The sequence below is a fragment of the Halomonas sp. McD50-4 genome, from assembly GCF_022348135.1.
Classification (GTDB): domain Bacteria; phylum Pseudomonadota; class Gammaproteobacteria; order Pseudomonadales; family Halomonadaceae; genus Vreelandella; species Vreelandella piezotolerans.
Genome location: NZ_JAKRFG010000008.1, coordinates 78,432 through 95,063, shown reverse-complemented (window position 1 = coordinate 95,063; position 16,632 = coordinate 78,432). Strand labels below are relative to the sequence as shown.

At 60.2% G+C, this 16,632-nt stretch carries 11 protein-coding genes; 9 read left to right on the top strand and 2 right to left on the bottom strand.

From position 1 onward, the window contains the following. Positions 1–12: 12 nt before the first annotated feature. The gene (locus tag MHM85_RS11340; protein ID WP_239286037.1) at positions 13–1,284 is read right to left on the bottom strand and encodes an ABC transporter substrate-binding protein; all 1,272 of its coding nucleotides are present in this window, start codon (positions 1,282–1,284) and stop codon (positions 13–15) included. 468 nt (positions 1,285–1,752) lie between these two features. On the opposite strand from MHM85_RS11340, the gene MHM85_RS11335 reads away from it, so the two are divergent. The 7 genes from MHM85_RS11335 to MHM85_RS11305 all read left to right on the top strand — a co-directional run bounded on the left by MHM85_RS11335 (position 1,753) and on the right by MHM85_RS11305 (position 11,202). Beyond that, the gene (locus tag MHM85_RS11335; RefSeq protein WP_239286035.1) at positions 1,753–3,288 is read left to right on the top strand and encodes a carbohydrate porin; all 1,536 of its coding nucleotides are present in this window, start codon (positions 1,753–1,755) and stop codon (positions 3,286–3,288) included. 158 nt (positions 3,289–3,446) lie between these two features. After that, the gene (gene malT, locus MHM85_RS11330; protein WP_239286033.1) at positions 3,447–6,152 is read left to right on the top strand and encodes an HTH-type transcriptional regulator MalT; all 2,706 of its coding nucleotides are present in this window, start codon (positions 3,447–3,449) and stop codon (positions 6,150–6,152) included. Positions 6,153–6,299: 147 nt separating this feature from the next. Further along, complete coding sequence (locus tag MHM85_RS11325) at positions 6,300–7,979, top strand: alpha-amylase family glycosyl hydrolase (protein WP_239286031.1); 1,680 nt, start codon at positions 6,300–6,302, stop codon at positions 7,977–7,979. Then, positions 7,967–9,082, top strand: a complete 1,116-nt coding sequence (gene ugpC / locus MHM85_RS11320; protein ID WP_139528487.1) for a sn-glycerol-3-phosphate ABC transporter ATP-binding protein UgpC — start codon at positions 7,967–7,969, stop codon at positions 9,080–9,082. The genes MHM85_RS11325 and ugpC overlap by 13 nt, the downstream gene beginning before the upstream one ends. Positions 9,083–9,195: 113 nt before the next feature. Further along, positions 9,196–9,720 (top strand): DUF3455 domain-containing protein, encoded by a 525-nt coding sequence (locus MHM85_RS11315; protein WP_139528488.1) that lies wholly within the window; start codon positions 9,196–9,198, stop codon positions 9,718–9,720. A 124-nt stretch (positions 9,721–9,844) separates the two neighbouring features. Then, a complete protein-coding gene (locus MHM85_RS11310) occupies positions 9,845–10,468 on the top strand; it encodes a sigma-70 family RNA polymerase sigma factor (RefSeq protein ID WP_232068234.1) in 624 nt (207 codons plus the stop codon). Then, positions 10,465–11,202 (top strand): anti-sigma factor, encoded by a 738-nt coding sequence (locus tag MHM85_RS11305; RefSeq protein WP_139528489.1) that lies wholly within the window; start codon positions 10,465–10,467, stop codon positions 11,200–11,202. Before MHM85_RS11310 ends, MHM85_RS11305 begins: the two co-directional genes overlap by 4 nt. Positions 11,203–11,217: 15 nt before the next feature. Here MHM85_RS11305 and trkA read toward each other — a convergent pair whose 3' ends face one another. Then, entirely contained in the window at positions 11,218–12,591 is a 1,374-nt protein-coding gene (trkA, locus tag MHM85_RS11300) for a Trk system potassium transporter TrkA (protein ID WP_239286029.1), read from the bottom strand. Positions 12,592–12,887: 296 nt separating this feature from the next. Between trkA and kdpA the strand changes: the two genes are divergently transcribed. Then, positions 12,888–14,579, top strand: coding sequence for a potassium-transporting ATPase subunit KdpA (gene kdpA / locus MHM85_RS11295; protein ID WP_239286027.1), 1,692 nt, complete (start codon positions 12,888–12,890; stop codon positions 14,577–14,579). A gap of 10 nt (positions 14,580–14,589) precedes the next feature. After that, a complete protein-coding gene (kdpB, locus tag MHM85_RS11290) occupies positions 14,590–16,626 on the top strand; it encodes a potassium-transporting ATPase subunit KdpB (protein WP_139528212.1) in 2,037 nt (678 codons plus the stop codon). Positions 16,627–16,632: the final 6 nt, after the last annotated feature.

The following is a 16,632-nucleotide window of genomic DNA, read 5'->3' as shown; positions in this document are numbered from 1 at the left end:
GTGTCTCCGCGTTTACCAGTTGCGACGCTTCAGGCGCAGCAATTCGCCTTCAAGGTCGGCGACGGCTTGAGCGCCATCTTTGGTGCCGGACAGCACGTCATGAGAGGTGCTGAAGAACGCGTTGCTGACACGGCCATAGGCATCGCCCGTGGGGGCAGAGGGGCGGGCCACCGCGTTGGTGAACGTATCGTAAAGCGTGCCGAAGAAGGGCACGGCATCCAGCACTTCCTGGTCTTGGTAGAGCGAATCGATCGTCGGGTTGTAAGAAGCCTGAATGGCGCGGCGCTTTTGCTCTTCTTCACCGGTCAGATACGCCACCAGGTCAGCGGCGATCTCAGGATGCTCGCTGTAGCGCGACACGGCCAGGTTCCAGCCGCCCAGGCCCGCGGCGCTCTGGCCCTCTTCACCGCCGGCAGGCAGCTGCACGACGCCTACTTTGCCGCGCACGTCGCTATCGTCACTCTGGGCCAGTGACCACGCGTAGGGCCAGTTGCGCATGAAGACGGCATTGCCGCCCTGGAAAACACCCCGTGCTTCCTCTTCGGTGTAGTTCAGCACGCCTTCCGGGGAGATGTCGCCAATCCAAGAGGCGGCCAGATCCAGCGCTTGGGCAGCGCGCTCGTTGTTGATGGTCACTTCGCCTTCGTTATCGACCACGGTGCCGCCGCCAAAGCTGGCAACCCACTCGAGGGCGTTGACGGTCAGGCCTTCGTAGGCGCGGCCTTGGAACACGAAGCCTTGCATACGGTCGTTGCCCGCTTCACGCTCGGCGTTTTGAATATCGCGCGCGATCTCCGTCATCTCTTGCCACGTGGTGGGCACCTCGTGGCCATGCTTTTCCAGCAGGTCTTCGCGGTAGTAAAGAACACCCGCATCGGTAAACCAGGGCATGGCGACCAGGCGGTCATCGATGGTGTTATTGGTCACGATGGTGTCGAAGTGACCGACTGCGGCGTCTTCACCCAGTACTTCGCGCAGGTCGAGCAGGTGGTTGGCTAGCAGACCGGGCCATACCACGTCGATCTGCATCACATCGATATCGCTGGAGTTAGCGGAGAGAATTTGTTGATAGAGAGACAGGCGCTCAGTAGACGAGTTGGGCGTTGAAACCACATCGACGCTGTGGCCGGTTTTCTCTTCCCAAGCGCGTACGCCTTCTTGGCAAAGGGTCAACTCTGCGCCAACTGCACCACAGGAGATTGTCAGTTCGGCCGCCTGGGCAGACCCGGTGGTACTGGCAAGACTGGCCAAAGCGATAGCTGAAGTGAGTAGTGTCTTTTTCATTACGGCGTTCCTCGGCGTTTATTGTTGTGGGTGATGGGGTATCAATGCGCTCATAGCGCCTACTTAAACGATTAAGTGCGCTGCCAGTTAGCCGTCTGTCGTCGTGAAGTTCAATAGCGACTTTTGTCTAATCTATTTCAATTCGGTTTCTCTAAGATAAATAGTGCTTTAGATATTGGTCGATAATTAGTAAAAGCTTGTTGGTTTACGAGCTCTTAATCGATTAAGTTTCACTTGTCACTCTATCTTCACACAACACGAAAGTTGCTTTGCAACACGTTGGTTAAAATCGCCTCATTGCGCGGCCGACACAGGGTCCGGCGGTTAGCAGTTATGGCACGGGTGGCTGCACTGAAACGCTGGCTTTTTTACACCGGTTTTGGGGCCGGTGAGCAAAAAGTAGGAACCAAACGGGTTCGGGCGTTCGGGATATAAAACAATAGGATTTAACACTGGGGTTGAACAACAATGCATAAAACGACATTCAAAACACCGTTAGCCATGGCCGTTGCTGCGGCGAGTCTTGCCCTTTGTGGTGCCGCTAACGCCGATATGACCTTGGAAGAGCGCTTTGCCGAGCTGGAAGCACGCATTGCAGCCGCTGAGCAGCGAGCTGAAGCGGCCGAGCGCCGCGCCGAGCTAGCCGAGCAAGGTCGCGGAACCGCGCCTGCATCCAGCGCCCCGGCTGCGGCGACTACCAATGCCGATATCGAAGAGCGCCTGGCCCGCGTCGAACGCCAGGCCAGCGGCGAAGAGGGCTTTTCGTTTAACGTTTACGCCCGATCTGGCCTGCTGATTGGTGAAGATGGCAAAAGTGCACCGGGTGGCCCGTACCTAACGCCCGCCGGTGGTAACGGTGGGGCGGTGGGGCGTTTGGGCAACGAGCCGGACACCTACTCTGAAGCGATCCTGAACTACCGCATGCAGTTCGATAACGGCGCCAAAGCCCGCTACACCACCATGCTGGCCCATGGCACCAATTCCAGCAACGACTGGGTGGGCGATGACACCAACCTGAACGTGCGTCAGGTGTACGCAGAGTTCAGCGATTTGCCGAGCTTTACAGGGGCCTTCGAGAACGCCTCGATCTGGGCGGGTAAGCGCTTCGATCGCAATAACTTCGACATTCACTGGCTTGACAGCAACGTGGTCTTTCTCGCCGGTACCGGTGGTGGTGTGTACGACGTGCAGCTGGCGGAGAACTGGAAAACCAACTTCTCGCTCTATGGTCGCAGCTTCAGCGACTTCCCGGTCGTCAACCGTGAAAACCCCGGTTTGGACGGCGAAAACAGCGATACCGACAACCTTGTCCTGACCTCCAACAACTACTTCGGTAACTGGCAGGTGATGGTCAACGGCATGTCCGCTGCCGATAACGACGAGCGCGACATCGGCGTGGGCCAAACCGCTGCCGATACCGGTTGGCACACCATGGTGGCCTACCACGGTGATAGCTTCTTTGGGTTGGGCGACGGTAACTTCAAGGCCGCCGTACTGCACGGCCAAGGCCTGGGTGCCGAGGTGAAAGGCTTGGGTAGCAACGGCGACTTGACCGATGATGCCAGCGCCACGCGCCTTGCCCTCTACGGCACGACCTACATTGCCCCGCAGTGGCGCATTGCGCCGGCCATCCTGGCGGAAACCAGCGACGACCGTTTTGCTAGTGGCGATAGCTATGATTGGGCCACGCTGAACGTTCGCCTGGCGAACGAAATCAACCAAAACTTCGAAATGCAGTACGAAGCCAGCTACCAGTGGATGGACTTCGAACCGCAGGGTTACAGCGGCCGCAATGCGGTGGACGGCGACTACATGAAGTTCACCATCGCCCCGACCTTCAAGCCGGAAGTGGGCGGGTTCTGGAAGCGTCCTGAAATCCGTCTGTTCACCACCTACAGCGACTGGGATGAGAGCCTGAATAGCTACGGTGCCAGCTCGCTGGGCAGCGACGGCTTCACAGGTGGTGAGTTCACCTTCGGTGTCCAAACCGAAGTATGGTTCTAGGGGAGTACCGCTCGCTAGCAAGACTGCTTTCGATCTCATGGCGGCATGAGCGCCATCTGCCCATGCCGGTTGCCCGCGACTCGTCGCGGGCTTTTTATTGTCCAAATAAGTAGCCTAAGTCATAGACGAGGACGTTGGTAGACACATAGGAGAGGGCCATGCCGCTGCTACAAGAAAAGCTTACCGCACCGACGTTGCCACTGGGCGTCGTGGCAAGGCCGCGCCTCAATGATGCCTTTGCATTGAACGAGCGCGTGCGCCTGCTTCTCGTTCAAGCCCCGTCGGGCTACGGAAAGACCACGCTACTGGCAGAACGCCTACCCGCCCTGGAGCAAGACGCCGCTTGGCTGCGCCTGGACCAGCGCGACAATCGGCCCGAGCGCTTTTTACGCTACTGGCAAGCCGCCATCGATACGCTGTTACGTGAGGATGCGCCGCTGTCGCCTTTGTCTGAGGCGGCGGACTGCGTGGAGCAGCTAGAGCGCTGGCTGGGCGAGCTGCCGAAGCAGCGGACGGCTTGTCGGCTGGTCGTGGATGAGTTCGAGCACCTGACGCACCCCGATATTCTGGCGGGGCTTGCCCACTGGCTGCGTCATCAGCCGCCCTGGCTGACCCTGACCCTGGCCAGTCGCTCCCGGCCTGCGCTGGGCCTTGCCAGCCTGCGGCTGCGCGGCGAACTCGAAGAGATCGATCTAAGCGCCCTGGCCTTCGATAGCGAAGAGGCGCAAACCCTCTGCGCCGAGCAGCTCAGTTTTCCGCCTACTCGGGTGAGCCTGGAGCGGGCGCTGCGCCGCAGCGGCGGCTGGGTGATGGCCCTGAACTGGCTGGTGGAGCGTACGACGACTCGCGCCGGATTCGATGCGCTGGTCGAGCGGCTAAACGGCGGTCATCCCGATTTTGTGGCCTGGTTCGATGAACGGCTGGCCGAGGCGCTGCCCCCTGAGGAGCGAGAGCTACTACTGCAGCTCGGTGTGCTGGAGCGCTTCTCACCTGAATTGATGGCGCGCCTGCTGGAGGGCGAGCGGCTTACCCAGCGGCTCGATGCCTTCGAGCAAGCGGGGCTATTCATCGAGCGGCCCGACCCCCACGCCCAGTGGTACCGCTTTCAACGGCTGTTCGGGGAGTACCTGCGCCACCGCCGCCACGAGCTTAGCTTGGCCACCCAGCGCACCCTGCACCAGCGGGCCAGCCAAGCCTGGCTGGCACTCAACGACCCGATCATGGCACTGCGCCAAGCCATTTTGGCGGAATCGCCCGAGGAGGTGGCTAGTCTACTGGTCGCGCAAGGGCCAGCGCTGTTGGCCAGCGGGGCCTACGCACTGCTGGCTCAAGGGCTTGGGCTGCTGGGGGAGCCGAAAATCTCGACACGCCCAGAGCTGGCGCTGCTCTATGGCTGGGTCTCCCATGCGCAGTTCCAGTTCGATATCACCGCACGAGTCATCCAATGGATCGAAGCGCAGCTGGAGGCCCCAGAGTGGCAGCGGCTGACGGCCGAGTTTGCCACCCTGCGCGCCCAATTAGCGATCAATCAGGGCAACGCCGAGCGCGCTGCGCCGCTCGCTGAACAGGCGCTGGCCGTGCCCGCCCGCTATTTAGCCTCCACCCCGCTGACCGCGACCGCCATCTTGAGCGAGGCGCGTTTCGTGCTGGGCTATCTGGACGAGTCGCTGCAACGGGTGCGCGAGGTGGAGCGTCTGGCACGCCAGCGAGAAGATCACCAGCTACTGCTGTGGTCATTCTGCCATCAGTCGGAAACGCTGGTGGCCCAGGGGCGCTTGCAGGCCGCTTACGACATTCAAGAGCGCGCTTTTGCCCATCTGGAGCGGGCAGAACTCGAGCACCTGCCCGTGGCGGAGTTTCTCTACCGGATTCGCAGCCAGGTGCTTTGGGAGTGGCACCGCCTGGATGAAGCCGAGCAGGCCGCGCTCAAAGGCATTGCCGTACTGGACAACCAGGGCGAGCGCTGGACGCTGCAGTGCCACATTCAACTGGCCAAAATTGCCCAGAGCCGTGGCGATCAGGCTCAGTGCGCTGATCATATTCGGCGGCTGCGTAAAATCCTGGCCGAAGGCGATTACCATATCGACTGGGTGGCCAATGCCCACGCCACGCTGCTGGCCTGGTGGCACTCCACGCAAGACCTCGACGCGGTAGAGCGCTGGCGTCAGGAAGCGCCCGCCCCCATCACCGACGGGGCCACCAACCACTTTGCGCAGTGTAACGTACGCAATCACGCCCGGGCGCTCACGCTGCTGGGCCGCTTTGATGAGGCCCGCGCGCTGTTGGAAGCGCTCGAAGTCCATACTCAAAAACTTGGGCTGGTCACCGATGCCAATCGCAACCAGCTCTGCCTCGCGGCCGCTGCGTGGTCGGCTGGCCAGGAGGCGCAAGCCCGCCGCCACATGCATCAAGCGCTCAGTTTGGCGTCTCGCACGGCGTTGATAGGCAGCTTTTTGCGCATGGGCAAACCGTTGGGAGATCTGCTGTCGGGCGTATTGACGGACGGTCCGCTTTCAGCGCTGGAGCAGGCGAGGGTAGAGCGGCTGCTGGCGCTGGCGGGTCAGCAGAAAGATTTTGGAAGCGCCCGACGCTTGATGCTGGACGAAACGGTGATCGCCGATATTGTCGCAAGACCTGACGTGCCGGAGCTGATTCGCACCTCGCCGCTCACCCGACGCGAATGGCAAATCCTGGGGTTGATTTACGCCGGGCTCTCCAATGAGCAGATTGCCGAACAGCTCTCGGTGGCGCCGACGACCATCAAGACCCATATCCGCAGCCTTTACCAAAAGCAGAGCATTCGCCGCCGGGACGAAGCCATTGCGCTGGCAGGGCAACTCATGGCGCATATTCAGGGGGAGTGAGGCGCCGTGTGATCACTCCTCCCCGGGCCTACGCCTGGTATGCCCAGTGGGGGAGGATTCTATCAAGCGGCGTAGCCTGCATCATGCCGAGCATGGGCCATCTCTCTATTCATCGAGATACCGACGGCAATAACAAGGATAAGGATCATGATGCAGACACCTTCTACTTCTCACTACGTTGGCAGCCAAGGAGCCGACTGGTGGCGCGGCGCGGTGATTTACCAAATCTACCCGCGTAGCTTTATGGACAGTCACGGCGACGGCATTGGCGATTTGCAAGGGGTGATCGACAAGCTCGACTACATCGCGTCATTAAACGTCGATGCGATTTGGCTGTCGCCGTTTTTTACCTCGCCGATGAAAGATTTCGGCTACGACATCAGCAACTACCGCGATGTCGACCCCATGTTCGGCACGCTGGACGACTTCGACCGCCTGGTCGAAGCGGCCCACGCGCGGGGGCTGAAAGTGACGATCGATCAGGTGATGTCCCACACCTCCGACCAGCACGTGTGGTTCGAAGAGAGCCGCCAAAGCCGCGACAACCCCAAAGCCGACTGGTACGTATGGGCCGATCCCAAACCCGACGGCGCGCCGCCCACCAACTGGCAGTCGGTATTCGGCGGCAGCGCCTGGCAGTGGGATACCCGCCGCTGCCAGTACTACCTGCATAACTTCTTGGCCAGCCAGCCGGATCTCAACTTCCGCACCCCTGCGGTGGTCGACGCCATGCTGGAAGAGGTGCGCTTCTGGTTGGAGCGCGGCGTGGATGGCTTCCGGCTGGATGCGGTGAACTTCTGCACCCACGGCGAGTTAAAAGACAACCCGCCGCGCCAGGAAGTTACCGAGAGCTTCCTGGGCGTTCGCCCCGACAACCCCTACGGCTATCAGCTCCACCATTACGACAAGACTCAGCCGGAAAATCTCGTTTTCCTGGAGCGGCTGCGGGCGCTGCTGGATGAGTACCCCGGCACCACGAGCGTAGGTGAAGTGGGTGACGACGATGCGCTCGGCGTGATGGCGGAGTACTCCCAGGGCGGCAAGCGCCTGCACATGTGCTATTCGTTCAACCTGCTGACCGATAAAGCCGACCCTGGCTACTTGCACGAAACGCTTACCGAAATGGAAGCGCGCATTGGCGATGGCTGGCCCTGCTGGGCGCTGGGAAACCACGACGTAACGCGGCTGGCAACCCGCTGGCAGGCGGAAGGGCAGCTCGATAAGCTGCGCCTCTATTTGGTGTTCCTGTTCAGCCAGCGGGGCAGCGTATGCCTCTATCAGGGCGAAGAGCTGGGCCTGCCCGAGGCGGAGCTGACGTTCGAGCAGCTCGTCGATCCGGCGGGCATCACCTTCTGGCCTGCTTATAAAGGTCGCGATGGCTGCCGCACCCCGCACCCCTGGCAGGCGGACGCCCGCCATGCGGGCTTTAGCAGCGCTACTCCCTGGCTGCCGGTGCCCGATTCCCACGCAAGTTTGGCGGTGGACCAGCAAGAGCAGGATGCCGATTCGCTGCTCAATGCCTACCGCGCGTTTTTAGCCTTCCGCCGCACGCAGCCTGCGCTGGTGAAAGGCGACGTGGACTACCATCCGGTACGCGACGAGGTGCTCTGTTTGGAGCGCACCCATCAGCAAACTCGCCTGCTGGTGGCGCTGAACTTTAGCGATCAAACCGTGACCCGCTCGGCTCCCGAGGGTGCTGAAGCATTGGAGGATGCGCCTAAGTGGCTAAACGGCGAGTGGCAGGCAGGTACGCTGACGCTGCCGCCGTTTGGGGTGGCGATTGCCCGCTGCCCGCAAACCCAGGAGGATGCGCCATGGGACGTTTAACCCTCAGCGGCATCGGTAAATCCTTCGATGGTGTCGAAATCTCACGGGATATCGACCTCACCATCGAAGACGGCGAGTTCGTCGTTTTCGTGGGCCCCTCCGGCTGCGGTAAATCCACGCTACTCCGCATGATTGCAGGCTTGGAAGACATCACCACCGGGGATATGCAGCTCGATGGCCAGCGGATCAACGAGATACCGCCCCAGGAGCGGGACATCGGCATGGTGTTCCAATCCTACGCGCTCTACCCGCACATGAGCGTGGCGGAGAACATGGCCTTTGGCTTGAAGCTGGCGCGTACCGACAAGGCGGAGATCCGTCGCCGCGTGGAGCACGCCGCCGAGATGCTGCATCTCACCGACCTTCTGGAGCGCAAGCCCAAAGACCTCTCCGGCGGCCAGCGCCAGCGGGTGGCCATTGGCCGCACCCTGGTCAAAGAGCCTGCCGTGTTTCTGTTCGACGAGCCGCTCTCCAATCTGGATGCCGCGCTGCGCGTGGATATGCGGGTACAGATCGCCGCGCTGCACAAGCGCCTGAACGCCACCATGATCTACGTCACCCACGATCAGGTGGAGGCGATGACCCTGGCCGACCGTATCGTGCTGCTCTCGAAAGGACGTATTGCCCAGGTAGGCGCGCCGCTGTCGCTGTATCACTTTCCTACCACCCTGGAAGTCGCCGAGTTCATCGGCTCGCCGCGGATCAATACGCTGCCGGTAACGGTGGTCGACCCCGGCGAGCGTCAGACCGTGGTGCGCCTGCATAGCGGTGAAACGCTGGCGGTGGCGGTCAACGGTCATCAGCTTCAGGCAGGCGATAGGGCCACCCTGGGACTGCGGGCCGAGGATTTCGTGGCGGCTGAGCAAGCGGATGCAACGTTGAGCGCTACGCTGATGGTGGCCGAAAAGCTGGGCTATGAAACCCTCGCCCACTGGCAGTTGGCGGGCATCGATACCCCCGTGACCCAGCGGCTGGATGGCCTGACACGGCTGGAAGAGGGCCAGGTTTCGCGCTTGGGAATCGCTGGCCAGCGCTGCCACCTGTTTGATGCCAACGGCAATGCCTGTCCGCGCCAGGTCACGGTGGATGGGGTGAGCCGTTAATTTTTAAACACTCAAACTTTTTTTCAAAAAGAGTGCATCCAATCGGTCTCCTTGTGTGTATCCCCTATACAGCCGCTACTCAAAGCGGTTGAACAAAACCCAAGGAGACTGAAATGACCATCCAACACATGACGCGTGCGACGCTCGCCGCTACCTTGATTGCATCCTTCAGTCACGCCGCGTTGGCGGACATGCCCCCCGCCGACGTCCAAGTACCGGACGGCAACACCGTCGCTCTCGAAACCGTCGGCGTGGGTGCGATTACCTACATGTGTGAAGCCAAGGACGACGGCACCATGGGCTGGGTATTTAAAGGCCCACACGCTGCACTGAACGACAGCGAAGGCACCCAGGTCGGCAGCTACTACGGCCCGCCCGCCACTTGGGAAGCCCTGGACGGTTCTAAAATTACCGGCACTCAGCTAGCCGTGGCGCCGAATGGCGATGGCAACATTCCGCTGCAGCTCGTCGAAGCCAACCCGGCGGAAGGCGAAGGCGCAATGAGCGGCGTGAGCTACATCCAGCGCTTGAACACCCAAGGTGGCGTTGCCCCTGACGTTGCCTGCGACGAGGGCCACGACGGCGCCACTGCGGTCGTCACCTATCAAGCCGACTACATCTTCTGGACCGCGAACTAAGCGTTCCAACACTGACTCACTTTTATTAAGCTTCGTAAGGCTAGGGACTCGTCACCAGGCTCCCTAGCCGTTATGCTCCTGGCAGTGCGACGACCGATGCGGCGCGTTACCAGGGAGCGAAGATGTGTCTGAACGTGACATGCCTGAAACAGGTAAGGCTAACACCATTAGCACCGATAACGGCCACGTAAGGCCCGCTCAAGAATTCGATTACGCTGATGCGCTCGCCCGCTGTGCCCGGGGGGAGCACGCAGCGCTGCAACGGCTCTATCAACAGGAAGGTGCCAAGCTGCTGGGTGTCGTGCTGCGCATCGTGAAGGATCGAGGCATGGCGGAAGATATCGTTCACGATGCCTGCCTGAACATTTGGCAGCGCGCGGACAGCTTCGACCCGCAAAAAGGGACAGCCCGAACCTGGATCTTCAGCATTGCCCGTCACTTGGCGCTGAATGCCATCCGCGGCCGTGACCGCGAAGTGAGCGTCGACCTGAACGACCCCCACGAACTCGATGACGACGATACCTTCCAGCAGGCGTCGCAAGTGACGGATGCCTTCGATTGGCAAACCGGCCAACGGATGGACGAGTGCCTGCAGCAGTTGGAAACCGAACGCCGTAACTGCGTGCTGCATGCCTATGTGGATGGTTTGTCCCATGCAGAGATTGCGGCGCACACGGGCGCGCCGCTAGGTACGGTCAAAGCCTGGATCAAGCGCAGCCTGCTTCGCTTACGGGAGTGTATGGCATGAGCCCTTCGAACGAACCCGATGATCTTCATGTCCTGGCCGGTGAGTACGTGCTAGGCACGCTGCCCATGGCCGAGCGCGAAGCCTTTGAGGCGCGTTTAGCCAACGACCCTGAGCTGCAAAAAGCGGTGGCGGCATGGGAAGAGCGCTTTTTCCCCTACACCGCGATGGTGGAGCCGGTCACGCCCTCCGATTATCTCTGGCCGCGCATCGAGCGCAGTCTCAAAGCCTCCGCTACCCGTGCCCCGTCATCCGTGCCCACACGCGCTCCCAGGCCGAATGGACCACGCCGCCGCTTGATGCAGAGCCTGCCGTTTTGGCGAGGGGTGGCAGGGGCAGGATTAGCGGCTGCGCTGGCCATGGGCGTGCTGTTGACCAACGTGACGACCGCACCTGCAACGCCAGAGTACATGGTGGTGCTGCTCGCACCGCAAACTCAGTCGGCGGGGTGGGTGGTGCAGGCCGCGAATCGCCAGGAGATCCAGCTAATTCCTTTGGGCACCTTCGAGGTACCGGAGGGCAAAGCGCTGGAGTTCTGGACCAAAGCCGATGATTGGCAAGCGCCCGTCTCGCTGGGGCTCGTCGAGCCGGGGCAACCGCTGCGCCTGCGGTTGGATCAGCTGCCGCCGCTGCAAGATAATCAGCTATTCGAGCTGACGCTGGAAGATGACACTGGCTCGCCCACCGGGCTGCCCACTGGTCCGATTGAGTTCATTGGCCGCGCGGTCGAAATCTAACGTCGCCAGCCGCTGTTAAAAAAAGCTCAACCCGACCTGGAATAAGCGCTCCACGTCGCGAATACGCCGCTTGTCGATCACGAACAGAATCACGTGGTCGCCGCTCTCCACCTTCACATCGCCGTGGGCAATCAGCACCTCTTTGCCGCGTACGATGGCACCGATGGTGGTGCCCTCGGGCAGGTCGATATCGGCGATGGTGCGGCCCACGACTTTCGACGACTGCTTATCGCCGTGGGCAATCGCCTCGATCGCCTCTGCCGCGCCCCGGCGCAGCGAGTGTACGTTGACGATATCGCCCCGACGCACATGGGTCAGCAGGCTGCCGATGGTGGCCTGTTGGGGGGAGATGGCGATGTCGATATCGCCACCCTGCACCAAATCCACGTAGGCCGCGTTGTTGATCAGCGTGAGGACCTTCTTCGCCCCCAGCCGTTTGGCCAGCAGCGACGACATGATGTTCACTTCGTCGTCGTTGGTCAGCGCGCAGAAGATATCGCAGTCTTCGATGTTTTCCTCTTCCAACAGACGCTTGCTGGTGGCGCTGCCGTGCAGCACCACGGTGCGGTCTAGCCGCTCGGAGAGCGTGGTGCAGCGCTCCAGGCTGTGCTCGATGATCTTGACCTGATGGCTGTGCTCCAAGTGCTCCGCCAAGCGTTCGCCGATATTGCCGCCTCCGGCGATGACGACCCGGCGGAAGTCCCGCTCCACCTTGCGCAGCTCGCTCATCACCGCGCGGATATCTCGCCGGGCGGCGAGAAAAAACACCTCATCGTCGGCTTCAATCACCGTGTCGCCTCGGGGAATGATTGGCCGGTTGCGGCGGTAAATGGCCGCCACGCGGGTTTCCACGTTGGGCATGTGCTTGCCCAAAAACGCCAGATCCTGACCCACCAGCGGGCCGCCATAGAAGGCTTTCACCGCCACCAGCTGCACTAAGCCACCGGCAAACTCCAGCACCTGTAGCGCGCCGGGGTGCTCGATCAAGCGGCGTACGTGGTCGGTGACTACCTGCTCGGGGCTGATCAGCACGTCGATGGGAATCGCTTCGTGGGCGAACAGCCCTTTACGAGTGAGGTAGGCGGTGGAGCGCACCCGGGCAATTTTGGTGGGCGTGCGAAACAGCGTGTGGGCCACCTGACAGGCGATCATGTTGATTTCGTCGGTGTTGGTCACCGCGATCAGCATGTCGGCGTCTTCGCAGCCCGCTTGGCGCAGCACGATCGGGTAGGAGCCTGCGCCGGTCACCGTGCGGATATCCAGCTTGGTGTGCAGCTCGCGCAGTTTTGCGCCGTCGGTATCGACGACGGTGATGTCGTTCTCCTCGCGGGCAAGGTGTTCGGCTAGGGTTGCGCCCACTTGGCCTGCCCCAAGAATGATAATTTTCATGGGTAGTTAGGTCACTCCGGCGACATATGAATACAGATACTCACCTATCTAAGGGGAAGCTGTCGAGTGTAGGTGGGCTCAGTTCTGCCTTTGCCCGACGGAAAGGGCTTTTTTTACGCGTTTTTGACGGCTAATGCCTTAAATGCCATCGAATTTTTACGCCTGCAATCTCTAAGCTCAGGGTGCCAATCAAAGGAGGCACTTCCATGAATATTGCATTGCTAATTATCGCGACCGGCACAGCGGCGTATCTGTTTTACGCGCTCATCTGTCCCGAGCGTTTTTAGGAGATCGTCATGAACGATATGATCGCTATTTACGCCTTAGTGGCTCTGCTTAGTGTGCCCTTGGGTATCTATATTGCTTTTGCATTAAGCACACAGACGAACCGGCTCGATACGCTGTTTGGCGTGATTGAAAAGCCTATCTATCGGTTGGCGGGCGTTAACAGTCAACACGCCATGACGTGGCAAGTGTACGCGTTAGCCATCCTTAAGCTGCATGTGGGCTTGATACTGCTGGCCTGGCTGGTCTTTATGTGCCAGGGCCTACTGCCACTAAACCCGGACGGTATCCCCGGCATGCCTTGGGACACAGCGCTGCATACAGCGGTGTCTTTTGCTACCAACACTAACCAGCAGCACTACTCTGGCCAAGCGCAGCTTTCGCACTTAAGCCAAACCTTTGCCATTGTCACACTGCAGTTCTTAACTCCCGCCACGGGGCTCGCAGTGTTGGTCGCGATTGCCCGCACTTTGTTAGTTGCTAAGCCTGCCAAAGGATTAAACGGCGTTGGCAACTACTACCACGACCTTACCCGCACCGTGGTACGGGTTATGTTGCCACTGGCAGCGGTTGTCGCACTGTTGCTCACATGGCAGGGCGTACCGGCCAGCTACCAGGCCGCCCACCAAGTAGACATGCTGGATCCCCAGGTGGAAGAAGTGCAGTCGATTCCCTTAGGCCCGGTGGCGTCCATGGTGGCGATCAAGCAGCTAGGTACCAACGGAGGTGGCTGGTATGGACCCAACTCTACCGTACCCCTTGAGTACCCCACGCCGCTGGCGAACGTTATTGAAACCGCTTCACTCACGCTTATCCCCGTGGCACTGCTTATCGCGATTGCTTTGATCAGCGGTCGACGTCGGCTAATGATGGGCATTGGCACCGTGATGATTGCGTTCTCTCTGTTCTCTACCTCCGTGGTGGTCTATTCGGAACGCATGCCCAATGCGGCCCTAGTCGAACTCTCCCAGCCGGGGGGGAATTTGGAAGGTAAAGAGCTGCGTTTTGGCACTGACCTTTCCGCTCTATGGGGCAGTTGGACGACGCAAACCTCCAACGGCTCAGTCAACGCCATGCACGATAGCTTCAATCCCATGGGCGGCATGATGCTGCTGATGGATATGTTTGTGAACGTGACCTTCGGTGGCGTGGGCGTCGGGCTGATTGGCTTCTTCCTCTACCTGATGTTGGCGGCCTTTGTGGGCTCGTTGATGGTGGGCAGGGCACCCGAGCTGTTCGGTAAACCGTTAGAAACCCGTGAAATGCGCTGGATTTCACTGGCGATGCTGGCTCAGCCGCTGGTCATCCTAGGGTTGAGTGCGCTGACCGTGGCGATGCCTGGCGCAGCCGCTAACTCAAACCCCGGTTTCCATGGCTTATCACAAGTGCTCTATGAGTTTACGTCGGCGTTTGCTAATAACGGCTCTGGTTTTGAAGGGCTGGGCGATGACACGCCCTGGTGGAACCTGGCTTGCGTCGTTGCCCTCTTGATTGGCCGCTTCTTACCCATGCTAGTGCCATTAGCGGTGGCCGGTTGGTTGGCCGCTAAGCGCACGGCACCGGCGGGGCGCGGCACCCTTCCCATGGATAGCCCCGCCTTTATGGGCTTAACCGCAGGGGTGATTGTGATTGTTAACCTGCTTGGCTTCTTACCGGCGTTAGTGCTTGGCCCGATTGCAGAATCCGTCGTGCAAGGCTTCTAGGAGAAAAGAGATGTCACATACAGAGCTTGCTAAACAGCCGCGTCGTTCGCTGCCTATTGGCCAAGTTGTCACCGGCGCGGTAAAAGGGCTTGCGCCCCATCTACTGGCGCGCAACCCGGTTATGGCGGTGGTCGCCATTGGTACGGTGGTGTGTTTCGGGCTAACGCCGATTGCTTTCGTCCAGGGCGAAAACGGCGGCTTTGCGCTCACTATTTCGCTACTACTGCTTGCCACCGTGCTGTTTGCCACCGGTGCGGAGTCACTGGCGGAGTCCCGAGGTAAGGCTCATGCTGGGGCGCTGCGCAAAACCAAAGGGGAGCTCCAGGCGGCCAAGCTAAACGCTGACGGCACCACCAGCGACGTGACCGCCGACTCACTGCGTAAAGGCGACCGAGTGAAAGTAGTGGCGGGTGAGCTGATTCCGGCAGATGGCGATATCGTCGAGGGTGCGGCATCTATTAACGAGTCGGCGGTGACCGGTGAGTCCGCGCCGGTGCTGCGTGAAGCGGGCACCGATAACAGCGGCGTCAGTGCGGGCACCAAAGTGCTCTCGGATCAATTGATCATTGAAGTCAGTGCCAATCCCGGTGAATCCCTGCTGGATCGTATGATTGCCTTGGTAGAGGGGGCTAGCCGTCAGAAAACGCCTTCCGAGCTGGCGCTTTCGGTGCTGCTGGCGATGCTGACACTGGTGTTCCTGATCGTGGTGGTGACACTGGTGCCCATGGCCGCGTTCGTTGGGGTAGAAACCTCGGCGGTCATGTTGGTAGCGCTATTGGTGTGCTTGATTCCCACCACGATAGGTGGTCTTTTGCCTGCCATTGGCATTGCTGGTATGGAGCGCGCCATGCGGGCCAATCTGGTTGCTAAATCAGGCAAGGCAGTAGAGATCGCCGGTAGCATCGACACGCTTCTGCTGGATAAAACTGGCACGATTACCTTGGGTGACCGTCGCGCGACGGAGTTTGCCCCCTGTCAGCGGGTGCGGCATCAAAAGGTACGCGATGTAGCGTTTTTAACCTCACTGGAAGACCCGACGCCGGAAGGTCGCTCGATTGTGACGTTGGCCACCGAGCAGGGTGTAGATGCCCAGCTTAGCGAAGAAGCGGATGGCGCAACCTTTGAAGCCTTCAGTGCTGAAACCCGGCTTTCAGGGGTGGATCTAACCAGCGGTAAAAAGCTACGTAAAGGTGCCCCTAATGCCATCGCCGAGTGGGTAAAGGCGCAGGGCGGCGTTATTCCCAGTGACTACAACCAGGTCATTGAGCGTATATCCCGAGATGGTGCCACACCCATTGCAGTAGCGGAAAACCAGCAGATCCTGGGTGTGGTAGCGCTGTCTGACGTCATCAAAAGCGGCATCGCGGAGAAGTTTGCCGAGCTACGTGCCATGGGCATCAAAACCGTGATGATCACCGGTGACAACCCGATTACCGCCTCGGCCATAGCCGCCACGGCAGGGGTCGACGACTACATTGCCGAGGCCACGCCTGAGCGTAAGCTGGCGCTGATTCGCGAAGAGCAGGCCAGTGGCCGTCTGGTGGCCATGGTGGGTGACGGTACCAATGACGCACCGGCGCTGGCCCAGGCTGATCTTGGTCTGGCCATGAATTCCGGCACCCAAGCCGCCCGCGAAGCGGCCAATATGGTCGATCTGGACTCCGATCCCGGAAAGCTTATCAGCGCGGTGGAAATTGGTAAGCAGCTGCTGGTAACCCGAGGCGCACTGACCACGTTCTCTTTGGCGAACGATGTCGCTAAGTACTTCGTGATTCTACCGGCGCTCTTTGCGGCGAGTTTCCCGGCGCTGGGCGTGCTGGATGTCATGAATCTGCATTCACCCACCACGGCGGTGCTGGCAGCCGTGCTGTTCAATGCGTTGATTATTCCCGCGCTGATTCCCTTTGCGCTACGTGGTGTGTCTGTGAAAGCCGCATCGGCGACGGTGCTATTGCGCCGCAACCTGCTGATTTACGGTCTTGGTGGGCTGCTGCTACCGTTCCCCGCCATCAAGCTGTTCGACATGCTGATTGCGCTGTTTATCTAGGAGAAG